The sequence below is a fragment of the Streptomyces sp. ADMS genome (assembly GCF_033441795.1).
Lineage (GTDB): Bacteria > Actinomycetota > Actinomycetes > Streptomycetales > Streptomycetaceae > Streptomyces.
This window is the reverse complement of the sequence record NZ_JAVFVX010000099.1, coordinates 10,904-27,934: the sequence shown is the minus strand read 5'-3', so window position 1 is coordinate 27,934 and position 17,031 is coordinate 10,904. Positions and strand designations below refer to the sequence as shown.

The window sequence follows — 17,031 nt, the reverse complement described above, 5'->3', positions numbered from 1 at the left end:
CCCCCCGACCGGCCACACCATACGAATCAACGACCCGCGAAGTACGGGTCTAGGTTCCAGGCGGCCAGGTGATCGGCGTTCATGTCGACACCGATCACCCCGTGGGCGAGCGCGGCCTCGATAGGGAGGGTGGGGGTGGGCGGGAGCTGCCAGGAGGCGGTCAGATACCAGCGCTCCCGGGCGGTGTCGTAGTGGATGCGGTAGGCGATCGCCCGGTTGGCCGCGACGCGGTCCGCCCACTCCTCGCCCCGGTGCGCGAACCGCACCGTGCAGGCGAGGACGTACCGGCCGTGCGGGGCGTTCGCCAGATGAGCGAGCGGCGCGGGCAGCTTGAGGCTCACCTCGCCGTCCGGGCTGATACGGATCGTCTCGTTGCCGTACCGCTTGCCGGACTCACCGTCCGCCTGGCAGAACCAGCGCTCCGCCTCCAACCCCGGAGCAGGACACAGAGTTCCGCCGTCGCCCCGCGGTACCGGGCCGCCGGGCCGGAGGCGGTCTTCTCCTCCCGGCGTCGCTAAAGTCCCATGACGGAGACGAGAACTGCCTTCTCGAACGGGAGAACCGGATCATCACCAGCATCGGCGCGATGCCGGCCCCGGCCGACGGAGAACCGGAGGAGAAGTGAGGCTCGGATTCATCGGAGCGGGCCGCATGGGCCGGCCGATGCTCGACCGGCTGCGGGCCGCGGGACACGACGTCACCGTCCTCGTACGCCGTCCACAGGCCCGTGCGTTCGCCGAGGCCGACGGGCCGACCTGGTCCGGGACGGTGGCGGAGACCGTCCGGGGCGCCGACGCCGTGTTCGTCGTCGTCCTGACGGACGAACAGGTGCGGTCGGTGTGTCTGGACCCCGACGGTGCCCTCGCGGCAATGCGACCGGGGGCGACGCTCGTCCAGCACACCACCTCCGACCCCGCGACCGCCCACCTGCTCGTCGAGGCGGCGACGGGACGCGGGACCGGGATCAGGGTTCTCGACGCCGCGCTCTCGGGCGGCCCGCACGACGTCGCCGAGGGCCGGCTCACCCTGTGGGCCGGCGGGGACGAAACGGTTCTGGAGGACGTACGCCCGCTGCTGGCGACGTACGCCTCACCGATCCTGTGGGTCGGTCCGGCGGGCGACGGTCAGCGGGTGAGGCTCGTGAACAACGCGCTGTTCGTCGCCCAGGTCGGCCTCGCGATCGACGCGGTACGGCTGGCGGGCTCCCTGGGGATCGACGAGCGGGCGATCCTGGCCGCGTTGCCGCACGGCAGCGGGGCCAGTCGCGCGCTCTCCGTCGTGGCGGGCGGTGGTCGACGCGGTCGCGGACCGGCTGTCGGCGCTCATGCTCAAGGACGTCAGCGTGGTGCGCGAGGTCGCGCGAAACTCGGGTGCCGACCTCGGGATCATCGGGACGGTGCTGTCGTCGGACGCGGTGACGGAGAAGGTGCTACGGACGGCCGACGAGCCGGACAGTCAGCCGAGCAGCCGGGGAACAGCGACACGGAGGGCATCGTGAAGGCCGGTTTCATCGGGCTCGGCAGCATGGGTCTGCCGATGGCACAGCGCATCCGTTCCGAGGGCCACGACCTCACCCTCTACGCCCGCAGGCAGGCTTCCCTCGACCCCTTCGGGGGTACGGACGGCGTCACCTTCGCGGCGACTCCGGCCCCGCGGTGGGTCACCTGGACTCGGCCCGTCCGAGCGGGTCGGGGGCGCCCGCCAGCTCGTCGCACGCCGTCCGCCAGGCGGGGTCCCCGGGGTAGAGCTCGGTGCGGAGGTAGGCGGGTACTCGTCGACAGCACCGACGAAGAGTGGCTGTCAGGCATCCGGGCCGTCATCGCCCGCCCCGGTCGCCACCCGCCCAGGAAGGTCCTGCTCGGCCCAGATGATCTTTCCGGCCTGGGTGTAGCGCGTACCCCAACGGCGGGTCAGCTGGGCGACCAGGAACAGACCCCGGCCGCCCTCGTCGGTGGTCCGCGCGTGGCCCATCCGGGGCGAGGTGTTGCTGGCGTCGGACACCTCGCAGATCAACTTGTCATGCCGGATCATGCGCAGCCTGACGGGTCCGGTGCCGTGCCGGATGGCGTTGGTGACCAGCTCGCTGACCACCAGTTCCGTGGTCATCACCAGGTCGTCCAGCCCCCATCCGATGAGCTGACGGCCGGCCAGCTCCCTGGCGCTCGCGACGATCGCCGGATCCGTCGGCAGGTCCCACGAGGCGACCCGGTCGGCGCCCAGCGCGTGCGGCCGGGCCAGGAGCAGAGCGACGTCGTCGGTCTGCGGGCCGGTCAGCAGATTGTCCATGACCGCCGAGCACAGCTCCTCCGGCGGCAGGCCGGACTGCGCGAGCACATCGCTGAGGCGGGACAGCCCGACGTCGATGTCCTGGTCACTGCTCTCGATCAGGCCATCGGTGTAGAGGGCGATCAGGCTTCCCTCGGGGAGGGACATCTCGGCGGACTCGAAGGGCAGCGAGCCGAGGCCCAGCGGAGGGCCCGCCGGAAGGTCCGGGAAGGTGACCTTGCCGCCGGGGGTGACCACGGCGGGCGGCGGATGTCCCGCCCGGGCCATGGTGCACAGCTGGGTGACCGGGTCGTACACGACGTAGAGGCAGGTGGCGCCCAGTACCGCGGTGGCGATGGGCTCGTCGTCGCCGCCCTTCTCCTCCGCCAGGCGGATCACCAGGTCGTCCAGGTGGGCCAGCAGCTCATCGGGCGGCAGGTCCATGTCGGCGAGCGTCAGCACGGCGGTACGCAGCCTGCCCATGGTCGCCGCGGCGTTGAGGCCGTGCCCGACGACGTCACCGACGACCAGGGCGACCCGGGCGCCGGACAGCTGGATCACGTCGAACCAGTCGCCGCCCACCCCTTCCCGTACGTTGGTCGGCAGATAGCGCGAGGCCACCTCCATGGCGGTCCCGCCGTTCAGCCCCTGCGGGAGCAGACTGCGCTGCAAAGCCAGCGCCGCAGCGTGTTCACGGGTGTAGCGGCGGGCGTTCTCCACCCACACCGCGGCCCGGCCGACAAGCTCCTCGGCGAGCAGCAGATCGTCCTCCTCGAACGGATGCGGATGCTCCGTACGGATGAAGGTCGCCACCCCCAGCACGGTGCCGCGCGCGGACAGCGGCACCCACATCACCGAGTGAATCCCGAACTCCGCGATGCTCCTGGCCCGCGCCGGGTCCTCCGCGACCCACGGGGCGGTGGCCGCGTCCAGGAACGGTTCCAGCACCGCGGATCCGCTGACCATGCACTCGAAGTACGGCGAGGACCCGGGGGCGTCGATCGAGTCACCGGTGGCGATCACCGACTCCGGGCAGCCCTCGTGGATCGACTGCTGCCCGGCACGCCGCAGCAGATACGCGCTGTCGGCCGGTCCCGAACCGGGTTCTTCGCCGTGCAGCACCGCTTCCAGCAGATCGACGGTCACGAAGTCGGCGAGCCGCGGCACCGAGAAGTCGGCCAGCTCCTGGGCGGTCCGCATCACACTCAGCGTGCCCCCGATACGAGCGCTGGCCTCGCTGAGCAGGGCCAGGCGCTCCCGGGCCCGCCATCGGTCGGTGACGTCCATACCCATGTAGCACACGCCCAGCGGGTTGCCGTCCGGGTCGTCGAGCCGAAAGAAAGAGGTGGAGTAGGCGTGTTCCTGGTGCGGATCCGCCCAGGTCCAGCCCCGGTACTCGTAGTCGATGACCGGCACGCCGGTCTCCAGCACCCGCCGCATCTGCGCTTCGAGGGCATCGGTGTTCAGGCCCGGCAACGAGTCCGACATCCGGCGCCCGAGCCGTTCGTCGCGCGGCACACCCCCGTAGCGCTCCAGGGTGTCGTTCATCCACACGTACCGCAGGTCCGTGCTGAGCACGGCCATGCCGAGCGGTGAGCGGGTGAGGAAACCTTCCAGCACCTCCCCGCCGACCGCCCAGGTCGGCGCCTTCGACACGTCGATCGCCGATACGAGCCAGGCCTTGCGGTCGTCGGTGTCGGACATCGCGGTCACCCGCAGCCCGACCTCGAGACGGCGGCCGTCCCGGTGCCGGGCACCCACCAGACCGCCCCAGCTCTCCCGGGTACCGCACTCCTCGACGACCTCGGCCGCCCGTGACGCGTCTTCGGGCTGGGCCAGCAGAGTGATGGCGGAGCGGTCGAGGACCTCCGCCGCGCCGTATCCCAGGAGCCGCTCAGCGGCTCCTGTCCAGCCGATGACCGTGCCCTCCGCGTCGATCACCGCAGCGGCCACGTTCGCCATCTCGAACGGTCCATGCGTTCCGTCCGGCCTTACCTCCTGGGGGAACATCATGAGAGCCGTCCCATCTGGCGGATGGCATATGGGTCATTCTATGGCGTATCACCCGGCGCTGCTTCCCCTCGGGACCGCTCCCGGGCCTCGCCCTACTCCTGGCCCTCGCCGGTGGTGAGCCGGGCGATCATCAGTGCCACCAGGATGATCGCGCCGTAGACGGCCTGGATCCAGAAGGACGACACCTGCGCCAGCGTGAGCAGGTTCTCCAGCATGCCCAGCAGCAGGACCCCGAGCAACGCCCCGGCCAGGGACCCCTTGCCGCCGTTCAGGCTGATGCCGCCGATGACAGCGGCCGCGAACACGGTGAAGATCAGGCCCTGCCCCTGATTGGCGTTGATCGCCCCGACCCGTCCGGCGATCACCAGACCGGCCAGTGCGGCCAGCGTCCCGCCGATGACCAGAACTCCCCAGGCCACCCGGTCGACCCGGATGCCCGCCGCCCGCGCGGCGGGGGCGTTGCCGCCCACCGCGTACACCGCGCGTCCCAGCCGGTGGTAGCGCAGCACCCACCCGGCGGCGGCGAAACAGGCGCCGGTCACCCACACGGAGACGGGGACGCCGAGCCAGGTGTCGGACCCGAGGGCGAAGAACGCGGCGGGGGCGTCGAACAGGGTCTTGCCGGACACCATGCCGACCAGGACTCCGCGCAGCACGATATTCATCGCCAGGGTCACGATGAAGCCGTTGAGCTGGAGTTTGACGATCAGCAGACCGTTCGCGGCCCCGATCAGCGCCCCGGTGAGCGGAATGACCAGCAGGCCGAACCAGGTGGGCAACTCGCTGCCGAAACCCGCCGATGCGGCCGGGAGCACGACCATGAAGCCGAGGGCCGGGGCCAGCCCCGCGATCGACTCCAGCGAGAGGTCCATCTTGCCGCTGATCAGGATCATCGCCTCGGCCAGCACGAGCAGTCCGAGCGCCGAGGAGGCGCTGAGCACATTCAGCAGGTTGTCCCGCTCAAGGAAGCTCTCGTTACTGACCGTACCGATGACCAGCAGCAGGAGCAGCGCGGGCAGCAGCGCCAGGTCGCGGATCCGGCCCAGGGCGATCGCGCGTACGGGGCGGCGGACGGCCCTGTCCGTCCCGTCACCGGGCATCGGGCCGTTCTGCGCGGTGTCATTCATGGCCGGTGCCGACCCCTTCGATCGAGGCCACCAGTTCCGCGTCGGTCCAGCCGACGGTGTACTCGGCGGCGAGAGAGCCGTTGAACATCACCAGGACCCGGTCGCAGGTCCGCAGGTCCGCCAGCTCGTCCGAGACGACGAGCGCCGCGCGTCCCGCGTCCCTGGCCCGGTCGACGACCGACAGCAGCGCCCGCTTGGACTTCACGTCGACACCCGCCGTCGGGTTGATGAGGACCAGTACCGCCGGGTCGGTGGCAAGCGCCCGGCCCATGACGACCTTCTGCTGATTTCCGCCCGACAGGTCCTTGACCGGCTGGTCCGGGCCGTCCGTCGTGATGTCGAGACCGGTGATCGTCCGCCGCGCGAAGGCGTCCCGGGCCCGGCGCGAGATCACGCCCAGCCGCCCCAGCCGGTCCATGATGGTCATGGAGGCGTTCTCGGCCACCGACAGCTCCGGTACCAGCCCTTCATGGTGCCGGTCACGCGGTACACAGCCCACGCCCGCCGCGAGCGCCGAGGTGACGCTGCCCGGCCGCGTCGGACGGCCGAGAACCTCGATCCGCCCGCTGTCGGGCCGGTACAGCCCGGCCAGCGCCTCGGCGACCTGATGGCTCCCGGAGCCCGCGAGCCCGGTCAGCCCCACCGTCTCGCCGGACCGGATGGCGAAGCTGACGTCCGTGAAATGCGGGCCGCTCAGCCGGTGCACCCGTACGGCCACGGGCGCGTCCGCCGACTGCGGCGGGATCGCGCCGACGCCGGGGACCGCACCCGCGCCCCGCTCTCCGGTCATCGCCCGGACGAGTTCGGTCCTGCCCAGCTCGCCCACGGGCGCGGTGGTGATCCAGCGGGCGTCCCGGAAGACGGTGACGACCTGGCAGACGGCGTAGACCTCCTCCAGATGGTGGGAGATGTAGAGAAACGTGATCCCGGCCCTCTGCAACCGCCGGACATGGGTGAACAGGCGGTCGATCGCCCGGCTGTCCAGCTGGGCGGTCGGCTCGTCCAGGATGATGAACCTGGTTCCGCGCGAGATCGACCGTGCGATCTCCACCATCTTGGCGTCCTCGACGGTGAGCCCGCCCGCCGGCACGTTCTCGTGGACCTCCACACCCCATTCGTCCAGCAGCTTGCGGGCCGCCGAGCGCATCCGCCGCCAGCTGATCACCTGGCCGCGAACCGTGGGCTGCCGGTTGACGTACAGGTTCTCGGCGACAGTGAGATCAGGGATGATCGTGGACCGCTGGTAGACGCAGGCGACCCGCCGCTGCCACGCCTCCCGGTCCGCCAGGCCGGGCGCGGGTTCGCCGTCGAACAGGACGACGCCGCGGTCCGGCCGCTGGAGTCCGGTCAAAATGGCCACCAGGGTCGACTTGCCGGCCCCGTTACGGCCGACCAGGGCATGCGACTCGCCGGCCCGGACGGTGATCCGCACGTCGTCCAGGGCCACGGTGGGCCCGTAGCGCTTACGGATCCCGTGGGCCTCGGCCACCGCGCGGCGGCCGGCGGCATCGGCGCGGGGTTCGGTCCCTGGCGTCTGGTTCATCGCGGCCTCGCTTCCTGGGTGGCCGGGAGGGGACGGTCTCCCGGGTGATCAGGAGCTCTTGCCGATCTGGTTGCCCCACAGCGACGCGTCGTCGACATTGGCCTTGGTCACCAGCGGTGCCGGGAGCTGGTCCTCCAGGAGGCCGCTGGGCAGCCGGACGATGGTGCTGTCGTGGTCGGTCGGGCCCGGCTGGAAGGTCTGGCCCTCCATCGCCCGCTTGATGTAGAAGATGCCGTATTTGGCGTACTGGTCGGCAGGCTGGGAGACGGTCGCATCGATCAGGCCCTTGCGGATCGCATCGAGCTCCTGCGGGATGCCGTCGTTGGAGACGATCACGACGTGCCTGGGATCACCGGCCGCGACCAGCGCGTTGTGCCGTCGCAGCGTGCTCAGTGTGGGGGCCAGATACACGCCGCCGGCCTGCATGTAGATGCCCTTGATATCGGGGTTGGCGGTGTACAGCGCCTCCAGGCCGGCCGCCGCCCGTTCCGCCCGCCAGGCGGCGGGAATGTCCAGCACCTTGATGCCCGGGTAGTTCTTCCTGACGCACGAGCTGAACGCCTCCGAGCGATCCCGCCCGTTGACCGACGCCAGGTCGCCCTGGATCTGTACGACCTTGCCGGTTTTCACCGCGCCGCCGATCTGGCGGCAGGCCTTCTCCCCGTAGGCCCGGTTGTCCGCCCTGACCACGATCGCGACCTTGCCCTTGTCCGGCGCCACGTCGACGGCGACCACCGGCACGTCCTTGCGCTCCGCGGCATTCAGCCCGGCGACGATCGCCGCGGAGTCCAGCGGCGAGACGACCAGGCCCTTCACGTTCTGGGCGAGCAGATTCTGGATGTCGGTGATCTGTTTGCTCGGATCGGAGTCGGAGTTCACCGTCTGCAGCACGCGGACGTCCTGGGCTGCGGCCTGCTGGGGGATGTAGGAGTTGTACGACTCCCAGAACGGTGAGGTGAGCAGCGGCAGCACCACCCCGACCTTGCCCGAAACGGTGTCGGTGGTGCTGCTCGTGCCCCCACCGCAGGCGGTGACGGCCGGCCCGCAGCCGAGTGCGAGGGCTGCTCCGACAGCGGCGATGCGTCGCTTCATGGTGCTCGGCTCCGAGTAGGTGGTCAGAGGTCTGGTCGGTCATGTCAGTGGAAGGGGTCCGGACGTCTGCGGATGCCCTGTATCCCACCGTCCACGGCGAGTGCCGTCCCGGTGGTGGCACCGGCCAGCGGCCCGGCGAGGTACGCGATGGCGTCCGCGACCTGCTGGGCGGTGACCAGGCGGCCGGTGGGCTGGCGGGCGATGAGAGCGGCGCGTTCGGCCTCCGGGTCGTCGGACTGTTCGAGCAGCCGGCGCACCCAGGGGGTGTCCACGGTGCCCGGGTTGACGCAGTTGACCCGGATGCCCTCGCCGATGTGGTCGGCGGCCATCGCCAGGGTCAGCGCGAGCACCGCGCCCTTGCTGGCCGCGTACAGGGCCCGCTGGGGCAGTCCGGCCAGCGCCGCGACCGAGCAGGTGTTGACGATGGCCGCGCTGCGAGACCGGCGCAGATACGGCAGTGCCGCCCGGCTGGTGCGGACGATGCCGAGCACATTGATGTCCAGCACGTGGTGCCATTCGTCGTCCGCGTTGTCCTCCACGGTGCCCAGCGCGCCGATGCCGGCGTTGTTGACCAGCACATCCAGGCCGCCGAACAGCTCCGCCGCCCGGCTCACGGCGTCGGCCACCGACTCGGCGTCCCCGACATCGGCCTGTACCGGGTGCAGCCCTGCGGGCACGGGCCCAGGAGCCCGGTCGAGCACCGCTACCCGGCACCCCCTCGCGGCCAGGGTCTCGGCGGTGGCCAGGCCGATCCCGGACGCCCCGCCGGTGACGACCGCGGCCAGCCCCTGGAATTCCTCCCCGGGGTTCATGCCGGGGGTCCCTCAGCCGGGGGCACGTCGTACGGGGGCTGCCAGGCGGCGCCACCGGGGAACGCGTACGTGGCGAGCGACCCGGGCCGCATCGCCGCGCTGAAACCGGGGGCGGTCGGGGCTGCGTACCGCCCCCGGACGATCACGACCGGGTCGAGGAAGTGCTCGTGCAGATGATCCACATACTCGATGACCCGGTCCTGGAGGGTGCCGGAGACCGCCAGGTAGTCGAACATCGCCAGATGCTGCACGAGCTCGCACAGGCCCACCCCACCCGCGTGCGGGCACACCGGGATCTTGTACTTGGCCGCGAGCAGGAGGATCGCCAGGTTCTCGTTGACTCCCCCGACCCGGCAGGCGTCCAACTGCAGAAAGTCGATCGCGTCCGCCTGGAGCAGTTGCTTGAACATCACCCGGTTGTGCACATGTTCGCCCGTCGCCACCCGCACCGGCGCGACCTCCCGGCGGATCGCCGCGAGACCGAGAACGTCGTCCGGGCTGGTCGGCTCCTCGATCCAGTACGGGTCGAACTCCGCCAGCCGCCGGATCCACCCGACCGCCTCGGCAACCCCCCAGCGCTGATTGGCGTCCAGCGCCATCCGCACCCCGGGCCCGATCGCCGCCCGCGCGGTACGGCATCGCCGTACATCGTCGTCCAGATCGGCACCGACCTTGAGTTTGATCTGCCTGAACCCACTGTCCACGGCCTCCCGGGCCAGCCCGGCGACCTTGCTGTCCGGGTAACCGAGCCAGCCAGGAGACGTGGCATAGGCCGGATACCCCTCGGCGAGCAGCCGCGCCTCCCGCTCCCCCATCCCGCTCCGCGCCCGCCGCAGAATCCCCAGCGCCTCATCGGGGGTCAGCGCGTCCTCCACATAACGGAAGTCGATCAACGCGACCACCTGCTCGGGCGCGAGGTCGGCCAGCAGCTTCCACAGCGGCTTCCCCTCCCGCCTCGCGTACAGATCCCACACGGCGTTGACCACGGCCCCGATGGCCATGTGCACCACGCCCTTCTCCGGCCCCAGCCATCGCAGCTGGCTGTCGCCGACGAGCGAGCGGCAGAACCCCCCGAGGTCGGACAGGACCTCCCCCAGCCGCAGCCCCACCACATGCGGGCGCAACGCGTTGATCGCCGCCACCTCGACCTCATTGCCCCGGCCGATGGTGAAGCAGAACCCGTGCCCCTCCAGCCCGCCCCCGGCATCGGTGCGGAGAATCACGTACGCCGCCGAATAATCCGGATCGGGATTCATCGCGTCCGACCCCTCAAGCCTGCGAGACGTGGGAAACCGGACGTCGTAGGCGTCCAGCGCCGTGATCCGCCCCCGCGCCGGGTGGGGCCTCATGGCAGGCGGCTCGTCGACGTCATCGTGCGGACTCCAGAGAATCAGGCCTGACGGCAGGCTTGGACACCCAAATGAGTTTATATCTCCCAAAAGCCCCGGTCGCGCGCCCGCACGCCTGTGTCCCAGCGGCTTGGCGGTCGAGCCTGGAATTCCCTCGGTGGCGATCATGCGGTCGGCACGGCGGAGGAATCCTGCTGGTGGACGTCGGCGGACCACCGTCCTGCTCGGCCCTCTCCCGGCCGAGGACGGGCCGCCCGTGGCGACCCCGGCCGACCACGGCCATCCCCCGCCTGAAGGGCGATCGCCCGTGCACCGCGGCCGACCTCGCCGCCCGCCTCGACTTCCAGGAAGAAGCCCGGGGCGCCCTCGACGTCGCCCAGCACATGGGCTTCGAGGACCCGTTACTGCGCGCCGCCGACTGTTGGGCTTCCCCGTCCTGGCCCGTGACCGGCAGGCGCTGACGGACCTCCCACGTGGGCTTCGAGGACCCGTTACTGCGCGCCGGGCCGACTGTTGGGCTTCCCCTCCTGGCCCGTGACCGGCAGGCGCTGACGGACCTCGTACGCGGCACCCTCAGCCCGCTGGAGCAAGCCCGCGGCAGAGCCCAGCCCCTCGTCGACACGTTGACCGCATACTTCGGCACGGGCTGCGTGACCGCCGAAACCGCCCGCCGACCGTCACTGAGCGTGCGGGCCCCGACCTACCGACTGGAGCGCGTCCACACCCTGACCGGCACCGGTCCCGCCTCCCCGCCCCCGCCCACCGCTGCATCCCGCAGACCGCGGTCGTCGGCGCCCGCCTGCTCGACTGGCCGACCAGACCTCTGTGACCACATACCGTTCCGTCCAGGGAGTCACCTCCCGGCCGCGTCGAGAGGCAGGCCCCGACAACCGGTGCGCCCTGACCAGGAACGCATCCGATGACCGACGGAGCCAAGGCCGGTACATTCGGTCATGGTGTGCCGGGAAGTCTGGTCGGCCGTACACGAGATCTCTACGTACACGCCGACCGGGTGCACCCTGGGAACGCGGCAGGTGTTGTCCGAAGCGCCGTGTTCGCTGCTCGACTCCCTTCGTCGGCTGAGATGAGGAGACCGCGCATGCGTGCACGTGATCTGGCCGAGCCGTATCCGGCGGTCTCCGCCGACGACGACGCGGTGACGGCGGCCCGCTTGTTCGTGGAGCGACGGCTTCCGGCCCTGCTGGTCCTCGACGCCGATCAGCGGCCGTACGCGATCGTGCCGGGATCGCAGCTGCTGCGAGTCGTCGTCCCGGACTACGCACGGGAGGATTCCGCACAGGCCCTCGCCTTGGACGACACGGAGTTGGAGCGGCTTGCCGAGAAGCTGGAGGGACTCACTGTCGCGCAGTGGCTGCCTCGCCACCGCACCCTGCCGACTGTCGTGGGGCCGGATACAGGTGTCGCGCAGGTGGCCGCCTTGATGATCCGTACGCACACGCCGCTGGTAGCGGTCGTCGAGAACGACGGCCAGGAAACGCGGACGGTGGGAGCGATCACGGCAGCCCGTCTGATGGAGCACTTCCTCGCACAGGGGTGAGGCTGGGGGATGACACGGCCAAGTCCGGCCTCGGGCCGGGGGGTTCCGGGCCGCCACCAGCGGCCCAGGACATCGGCGATCACCTCACCACCGTGCGCCCTGAGTCAGTTGGTACGACCGCGCCGTCTGACCTCCATGCACCATTCACCATGCCAGGTGGACGATGCTTACCGGCCACTCCACGATCAGCACCCTGAGGGTGAAGGCGCCGGACGCGGCGTACAGTTCCCTGTCCCGGGGCCACGCCGCACTGCGCCGCAGCGCCGCTCTCGGCAGGTTCCGGGCGATCCCGACGACACCGCCGAGGTGGACGGCCGGTGCGGCGAGGACCAGGACCGTGTCCCGCTCCGTCAGTGCCGCCCAGCCGGCTTCACTCATGGCCGGCCGACCGCGTCCTGATCGTCCACCGGTTCATTCGGTTCCGCGAGCGGCACCCCACCCTCGGCCGGTGTGCCACCCGCCGGTTCGGACCTGCCCAGTCGGCTCGTCAGCCGCAGGGCCACAGGCTCGGTGTAGCGGGCGGTGAGCGGGCCGAGGATGACCAGGATCAGCACGTACGCCGTGGCCAGCGGGCCCAGCGAGGGCTCGATCCCGGCGGTGACGGCGAGCCCGGCGATCACGATGGAGAACTCTCCGCGGGCGACCAGCGTGCCGCCCGCCCGCCAGCGGCCCTTGACCGAGACGCCGGCCCGCTTCGCGGCCCAGTAGCCGGTGGCGATCTTCGTGGCCGCGGTGACCACGGCCAGGACGAGCGCGGGCACCAGCACCGGTGGAATGCTCGACGGGTCGGTGTGCAGACCGAAGAAGACGAAGAACACCGCGGCGAACAGATCCCGCAGCGGGGCCAGGAGGTTATGGGCGCCCTCGGCGACCTCGCCGGACAGGGCGATGCCGACCAGGAAGGCGCCGACGGCCGCCGAGACCTGGAGTTCCTGTGCGACACCCGCGACCAGCAGGGTCAGGCCGAGCACCACCAGCAGCAGCTTCTCGGGGTCGTCGCTGGAGACGAACCGCGAGATGTGCCGCCCGTAACGCACCGCCAGAACCAGCACCAGCCCGGCCGCACCGAGCGCGATGGCCAGGGTGACACTGCCCGCCGCGAGACTCGTGCCGGCCAGCAGGGCGGTGATGATCGGCAGGTAGACGGCCATGGAGAGGTCTTCCAGGACCAGAATGCTCAGAATGACCGGGGTCTCCCGGTTGCCGAGCCGCCCGAGATCACCGAGAACCTTGGCGATCACACCGGACGATGAGATCCAGGTCACCCCGGCCAGCACCACCGCCGCAACCGGCCCCCAGCCGAGCAGCAACGCCATCGCGGCCCCGGGCAGGGCGTTGAGCGCGGCGTCGAACAGGCCGGCCGGGTACTGGGTCTTGAGGTTGGAGACCAGGTCACTGGCGGTGTACTCCAGGCCCAGCATGAGCAGCAGCAGGATCACGCCGATCTCCGCGCCGATCGCCACGAACTCCCCACTGGCACCCAACGGGAGAAGCCCACCCTCGCCGAACGCGAGCCCGGCCAGCAGGTACAACGGAATCGGCGAGAACTGAAAGCGTCCGGCGAACCGGCCCAGCAGCCCCAGACCGAGGATGATCGCGCCGAACTCGATCAGGAAGACCGCAGACGAGTGCACCGCGTATCACTCCCGTCCGAGTATCGACACGGCCGCCTCGGCGCCCTCGCGGGTGCCGATCACGATCAGGGTGTCCCCGCCGGCCAGCCGGAAGTCGGGCTCCGGGGACGGGATCGCCTCGGCCCGCCGCAGCACCGCCACGATCGACACACCGGTCTCCGTACGCATCCGGGTCTCGCCCAGCAGACGCCCGTTCCAGTGCGACGTCGCCGACAGCTCGATCCGCTCGGCCACCAGCCCCAACTCGGTCGTCGACAGCAGGCTCGGACTGTGATGTGCCGGCATGAGTGCGTCGATGAGAGCCTCCGCCTCGCCCGAGGTCAGCCGTACGGACAGCGCGCAGGCGTCCGGATCGTCCTTGCGGTACGCGCTCAGCGTCCGCGACCCGTCCCGGTGCGCCACCACCGACAGGGGACGATGCTCCCGCGTGGTCAGGTCGTAGCGGACCCCGATCCCCGGCAACGGCGTACTGCTCATGCGCGCAGCGCCCACGCGTGTCTCCCTGTCTGGTTCCGGTGTTTCTCTGGGCAAATTTCGATGACACCCTAGCGAGCGTCCGGAATTCGGCCTTCGCCAGCTCCGTCTTGAGCCGGCTGGGGAACGGGCCGCATCCGGTTGCCGCGACACCGAAGCCGCAGGGACGGCCGGCGTGTGCCTCTGCTGGGACCGGGCACCGGAAGGAAACGAAGCATGATCGAGTGGGTGTCACTCAGCACCGGGGCCCGACCCGTCCCCCGGCGCGTGCCGACGCCGCTGGTATGGGCCGCGGCCTTCGGTGGCGCGCTGCTGCTGGTGGCACTCCTCAACGCTCTTGCGGGCCCGGACCGGCCCTCGCTAGCCCTGGCCGGGTTCTCCCTGCTGGCCGCCCTGCTGGGTCTGTGCGCCCGTTTCACCGCGGCCCCCGGCACGGCCGTACTGTGCTGGCTGTTCCTCAACGGCTTCGCCATCCCGCCCGCCGGCACCCTCACCTGGGCCGGGCACCGCGACACGTACTGGCTCACCTGCCTGCTCGCCGCAACCCTCATCGGCACGGCTCTGGCCCGCCTGACCCACGCGCGCGCGGCCTACCGCCGTGTCACCGCAGGCATCGGCCCCGCCGCCACAGAACCGGACCATGAACCGCGTGGCTGCTGAAGCTCACAGGGCGCAGCAGCCACGCGGTCCTCGCATGATCCGGCAGCAGTTCGTGTCGGCGTCGCATGAATTCCACCGCCGCCGACACTTCACCAACGACGAGCCAAGCACCGCCGATGACGTTCGAGGAGAAGCACTCGGCGACCCCGACGACTTCCCCGTCCGCCAAGCCTCTGAACTTGAGGCACCGACGACGGACGGCCCTTAGCACCAGCGAACTGACCCCGCTCACCGCTGACTTGCCGCCCGTGTCGATCTCGTCCGGCGCAGCCGTAGCAGAGGTGAAGGATGTACTCCGGATCGACCAGCGGTTCACTGACGACGGGGTCAACACCCCGCTCCTCGACGCGGCGGCCATCACCTCGACCGACCGCGTCCTCGACATCGGCTGCGGCAACGGCCGTACCACCCGCCTCGCCGCCGGCCGCGCCGCGTACGCCCTGGGTATCGACCTGTCGGCGCCCATACTGGAACGGGCCCGGGCGAGCGCCGCCGCCGAATCCGCCGACAAAAACGTGGACTTCGTCCAGGCCGACGCGCAGGTGTACGACTTCGAGGAGGCCGCGTTCGACGTCGCCGTCAGCCGCTTCGGCATCATGTTCTTCGCCGACCCCGGTCGAGGGTTTCGGCAACATCGGCCGCGCCCTGCGCCCCGGCGGGCGCCTCGCCTTCGTCTGCCCGCAGGACTTCGACCGCATGGACCAGTCCGCGGTCTTCGCGGCGATCGCGGAGTACGTACGGCTGCCGAATCTGTCACAGTCCACCGGCCCGAGCCCGCTCGCCTTCGCCAACCCCGACAACACCCGTCGGGTCCTGGCCGACGCCGGCTTCGACGACGTGGCCATCGAGGGCATCGAACAGCCCCAGTACTGGGGCAAGGACGCCGACGACGCGGCCGGCTTCCTCTTCGGCTTCGGGCCGCTGCGCCACTGGCTGCGCGAGGCGCACGCCGATCCTCTTGCGGAGGAGCGCGCCCGGCAGGCCGCGGCGGACACTTTCCGCGCCTATCAAGGGGACAGCGGCGTGCGGCTGATCGGCCGTTACCGGCTCGTCACCGCCGTGCACCCGTGAGGTCCCTGACCCCGCATCGCGGACACACGCACGGGTCCTGGGCTCCGCCGAGCGGAACGTCGCCGGCGCCGGCTCACTGTCCGCATCGGCGGGAGACGGCCCATTGCCCATACGGCATCAGGCCCTGACGGGACGTCATCGTTTCTCCGCCAGCGCATCCCAGATGGGCTGTTTCCCCGGGCCGCTCGGGGTGAACCGCCCCCTCGGGGGAGCGCACGAGAGACGTCGTCGTCCGCTCCGCGACGGTGCCCGCGGCAGGTGCGGCACGGCTTCGGCAAGCACGGTGTGGCCTGACGTAATCCGACCACGCCGCGCATCGGCATCAGGCGCGGGCGAGTTCGGCGGCGCCGAAGGATACGTCGAAGCGGTCGCACCAGATGCTGATGCTCGTGTAGAGGGCGGGGTCGATGTCCTCGGGCACGGCGTAGTTCTGGCTTCCCTTGTTGCCCTTGAGCTTGCCGAGGCTGACGTACTCGCCGTCGTCGAAGACGTGCCACCCAGCCTCCCCCTCCTTCACCGGTGCGTCGGTCAGCCACACCCGCAGGTCCGGACCGTTGCTGGTGTCGAGGTTCTCCAGACGGACGACGTGAGAGCCGTCGGCCAGCCGTACGAGCTTCACCGCGCCCGACGTCGCGTGCTCGTGGCTGATCAGCTCACCGCTCGCCAGCGTCTGCGGACCACTGGCCGGGGACGGCTGCTCAGAGGGCTCTTCCACGGGCAACGCCGCAGGCGGAGCGGACGTCTCCACGACCCCGGGCAGGGCCTCCTCGACGGTCTCGTCCTGCCACAGCTTCCACGGCTGGAACCAGTACAGCCCGAAGCCGCCGCCGGCGACCGCCACCACCAGCACCGCCACAATCAACGGCCTGGTCAGTACCTTCCCTGCGCGCCCCATCCCCGCCTCACTTCCTGAACGTTTGTCTGTAGCTTCCCGCCCCATTCAACGGAACCGGGCGGCCGTCCCGCACCCCGCAGGAGATGACGGAATCCTTACGACGCGCCGTCGCGCACAGGCGAGGAACACCGGAAAGTGCCGAAAGAGGTCGAACCGACAGGGTGCCGGACGGCGTGTGAGGCGGTTGCCCCGGACGAGTCACCGGCCGCCGTACGGCAAGTCCCCCGAGCTCGGTGCCCTGCGCCAGGCGACGGTCCACACGATGGCCCCAGCGCGGACCTTCTCACGGAAAACGGCGTGGCAACAGCCGCATCCCGCTGCGAGCGCTGATCGCAGTGGCCGGGATGTCCCGTCGCAATGGAGCGTGGCCGCCAAGTGCACCAGGTTCAGGGCATGAAGGTGGTGTTGCGGTTGGTGAAACCGTTCTCCGGGCCGCCCGAACCGGGGTCCAGGCACGACGGGCCGGGCCCCGCCCCACCGATCCAGCCCGCGTCAGCCCGCGTCAGCCCGCGTCAGCCCGCGTCAGCCCGCGTCAGCC

15 protein-coding genes and 6 pseudogenes are annotated in these 17,031 nt (G+C 70.7%); 9 read left to right on the top strand and 12 right to left on the bottom strand.

Annotation, left to right across the window (positions count from 1 at the left end):
• Positions 1–41: 41 nt before the first annotated feature.
• Positions 42–428, bottom strand: a pseudogene (locus RB628_RS31415) (IS200/IS605 family accessory protein TnpB-related protein); the annotation flags it as partial.
• A gap of 223 nt (positions 429–651) precedes the next feature.
• Here RB628_RS31415 and RB628_RS31410 point away from each other — a divergent pair.
• From RB628_RS31410 to RB628_RS31400, 3 genes and pseudogenes are all read left to right on the top strand, one after another.
• Positions 652–1,050 (top strand): annotated as a pseudogene (locus RB628_RS31410) (NAD(P)-dependent oxidoreductase); the annotation flags it as partial.
• Positions 1,051–1,288: 238 nt separating this feature from the next.
• Positions 1,289–1,498 (top strand): hypothetical protein, encoded by a 210-nt coding sequence (locus tag RB628_RS31405; RefSeq protein ID WP_318323976.1) that lies wholly within the window; start codon positions 1,289–1,291, stop codon positions 1,496–1,498.
• Positions 1,495–1,635 (top strand): annotated as a pseudogene (locus tag RB628_RS31400) (NAD(P)-binding domain-containing protein); the annotation flags it as partial. The gene RB628_RS31405 and the pseudogene RB628_RS31400, both read left to right, overlap by 4 nt.
• Positions 1,636–1,800: 165 nt before the next feature.
• On the opposite strand, the gene RB628_RS31390 reads toward RB628_RS31400, so the two are convergent.
• The 6 genes from RB628_RS31390 to RB628_RS31365 form a co-directional block, all read right to left on the bottom strand.
• On the bottom strand, positions 1,801–4,278 hold the full coding sequence (locus RB628_RS31390) for a SpoIIE family protein phosphatase (protein WP_318323975.1): 2,478 nt from the start codon (positions 4,276–4,278) through the stop codon (positions 1,801–1,803).
• A gap of 92 nt (positions 4,279–4,370) precedes the next feature.
• On the bottom strand, positions 4,371–5,405 hold the full coding sequence (locus RB628_RS31385) for an ABC transporter permease (protein ID WP_412180751.1): 1,035 nt from the start codon (positions 5,403–5,405) through the stop codon (positions 4,371–4,373).
• The gene (locus tag RB628_RS31380) at positions 5,398–6,948 is read right to left on the bottom strand and encodes a sugar ABC transporter ATP-binding protein (RefSeq protein WP_318323974.1); all 1,551 of its coding nucleotides are present in this window, start codon (positions 6,946–6,948) and stop codon (positions 5,398–5,400) included. Before RB628_RS31380 ends, RB628_RS31385 begins: the two co-directional genes overlap by 8 nt.
• Before the next feature lie 48 nt (positions 6,949–6,996).
• Positions 6,997–8,040 carry a sugar ABC transporter substrate-binding protein gene (locus tag RB628_RS31375; protein ID WP_318323973.1) on the bottom strand — a complete coding sequence of 348 codons (1,044 nt, stop codon included), beginning with the start codon at positions 8,038–8,040 and terminating at the stop codon, positions 6,997–6,999.
• A 44-nt stretch (positions 8,041–8,084) separates the two neighbouring features.
• Positions 8,085–8,852: an SDR family oxidoreductase gene (locus tag RB628_RS31370; protein WP_318323972.1), complete on the bottom strand. Its 768-nt coding sequence runs from the start codon at positions 8,850–8,852 to the stop codon at positions 8,085–8,087.
• On the bottom strand, positions 8,849–10,201 hold the full coding sequence (locus RB628_RS31365; RefSeq protein WP_318323971.1) for an L-fuconate dehydratase: 1,353 nt from the start codon (positions 10,199–10,201) through the stop codon (positions 8,849–8,851). Before RB628_RS31365 ends, RB628_RS31370 begins: the two co-directional genes overlap by 4 nt.
• Positions 10,202–10,398: 197 nt before the next feature.
• Here RB628_RS31365 and RB628_RS31360 point away from each other — a divergent pair, with 197 nt between their 5' ends.
• From RB628_RS31360 to RB628_RS31350, 3 genes and pseudogenes are all read left to right on the top strand, one after another.
• Complete coding sequence (locus tag RB628_RS31360; protein ID WP_318323970.1) at positions 10,399–10,662, top strand: hypothetical protein; 264 nt, start codon at positions 10,399–10,401, stop codon at positions 10,660–10,662.
• A 21-nt stretch (positions 10,663–10,683) separates the two neighbouring features.
• Positions 10,684–11,030: pseudogene (locus RB628_RS31355) on the top strand (helix-turn-helix domain-containing protein); the annotation flags it as partial.
• Positions 11,031–11,300: 270 nt separating this feature from the next.
• Complete coding sequence (locus RB628_RS31350; RefSeq protein ID WP_318323969.1) at positions 11,301–11,759, top strand: CBS domain-containing protein; 459 nt, start codon at positions 11,301–11,303, stop codon at positions 11,757–11,759.
• Between the two features lie 144 nt (positions 11,760–11,903).
• Here the strand turns inward: RB628_RS31350 and RB628_RS31345 are convergent, their stop codons facing one another.
• From RB628_RS31345 to RB628_RS31335, 3 genes are read right to left on the bottom strand one after another with little or no spacing between them, the layout of a single operon-like run.
• Entirely contained in the window at positions 11,904–12,137 is a 234-nt protein-coding gene (locus RB628_RS31345; protein WP_318323968.1) for a hypothetical protein, read from the bottom strand.
• On the bottom strand, positions 12,134–13,393 hold the full coding sequence (locus tag RB628_RS31340) for a cation:proton antiporter (RefSeq protein WP_318323967.1): 1,260 nt from the start codon (positions 13,391–13,393) through the stop codon (positions 12,134–12,136). Before RB628_RS31340 ends, RB628_RS31345 begins: the two co-directional genes overlap by 4 nt.
• Positions 13,394–13,399: 6 nt before the next feature.
• Complete coding sequence (locus RB628_RS31335; protein ID WP_318323978.1) at positions 13,400–13,870, bottom strand: cation:proton antiporter regulatory subunit; 471 nt, start codon at positions 13,868–13,870, stop codon at positions 13,400–13,402.
• Between the two features lie 213 nt (positions 13,871–14,083).
• Between RB628_RS31335 and RB628_RS31330 the strand changes: the two genes are divergently transcribed.
• The 3 genes and pseudogenes from RB628_RS31330 to RB628_RS31320 all read left to right on the top strand — a co-directional run bounded on the left by RB628_RS31330 (position 14,084) and on the right by RB628_RS31320 (position 15,598).
• On the top strand, positions 14,084–14,527 hold the full coding sequence (locus RB628_RS31330; protein ID WP_318323966.1) for a hypothetical protein: 444 nt from the start codon (positions 14,084–14,086) through the stop codon (positions 14,525–14,527).
• 65 nt (positions 14,528–14,592) lie between these two features.
• Positions 14,593–15,099: pseudogene (locus tag RB628_RS31325) on the top strand (class I SAM-dependent methyltransferase); the annotation flags it as partial.
• Between the two features lie 124 nt (positions 15,100–15,223).
• A complete protein-coding gene (locus RB628_RS31320) occupies positions 15,224–15,598 on the top strand; it encodes a hypothetical protein (protein ID WP_318323965.1) in 375 nt (124 codons plus the stop codon).
• 322 nt (positions 15,599–15,920) lie between these two features.
• On the opposite strand, the gene RB628_RS31315 is transcribed toward RB628_RS31320, so the two are convergent.
• Both RB628_RS31315 and RB628_RS31310 read right to left on the bottom strand, forming a co-directional pair.
• Entirely contained in the window at positions 15,921–16,493 is a 573-nt protein-coding gene (locus tag RB628_RS31315) for a DM13 domain-containing protein (RefSeq protein ID WP_318323963.1), read from the bottom strand.
• Positions 16,494–16,801: 308 nt separating this feature from the next.
• A pseudogene (locus RB628_RS31310) lies at positions 16,802–16,993 on the bottom strand (flavodoxin family protein); the annotation flags it as partial.
• Positions 16,994–17,031: the final 38 nt, after the last annotated feature.

What these genes read in the sequence shown, in the direction of transcription:
- RB628_RS31390 (WP_318323975.1), bottom strand. Translation starts at nt 4,278, where the DNA reads ATGATGTTCCCCCAGGAGGTAAGGCCGGACGGAACGCATGGACCGTTC.
- RB628_RS31330 (WP_318323966.1), top strand. Translation starts at nt 14,084, where the DNA reads ATGATCGAGTGGGTGTCACTCAGCACCGGGGCCCGACCCGTCCCCCGG.
- RB628_RS31380 (WP_318323974.1), bottom strand. Translation starts at nt 6,948, where the DNA reads ATGAACCAGACGCCAGGGACCGAACCCCGCGCCGATGCCGCCGGCCGC.
- RB628_RS31320 (WP_318323965.1), top strand. Translation starts at nt 15,224, where the DNA reads ATGGACCAGTCCGCGGTCTTCGCGGCGATCGCGGAGTACGTACGGCTG.
- RB628_RS31350 (WP_318323969.1), top strand. Translation starts at nt 11,301, where the DNA reads ATGCGTGCACGTGATCTGGCCGAGCCGTATCCGGCGGTCTCCGCCGAC.
- RB628_RS31365 (WP_318323971.1), bottom strand. Translation starts at nt 10,201, where the DNA reads ATGAGGCCCCACCCGGCGCGGGGGCGGATCACGGCGCTGGACGCCTAC.
- RB628_RS31335 (WP_318323978.1), bottom strand. Translation starts at nt 13,870, where the DNA reads ATGAGCAGTACGCCGTTGCCGGGGATCGGGGTCCGCTACGACCTGACC.
- RB628_RS31375 (WP_318323973.1), bottom strand. Translation starts at nt 8,040, where the DNA reads ATGAAGCGACGCATCGCCGCTGTCGGAGCAGCCCTCGCACTCGGCTGC.
- RB628_RS31345 (WP_318323968.1), bottom strand. Translation starts at nt 12,137, where the DNA reads ATGAGTGAAGCCGGCTGGGCGGCACTGACGGAGCGGGACACGGTCCTG.
- RB628_RS31370 (WP_318323972.1), bottom strand. Translation starts at nt 8,852, where the DNA reads ATGAACCCCGGGGAGGAATTCCAGGGGCTGGCCGCGGTCGTCACCGGC.
- RB628_RS31385 (WP_412180751.1), bottom strand. Translation starts at nt 5,405, where the DNA reads ATGAATGACACCGCGCAGAACGGCCCGATGCCCGGTGACGGGACGGAC.
- RB628_RS31315 (WP_318323963.1), bottom strand. Translation starts at nt 16,493, where the DNA reads ATGGGGCGCGCAGGGAAGGTACTGACCAGGCCGTTGATTGTGGCGGTG.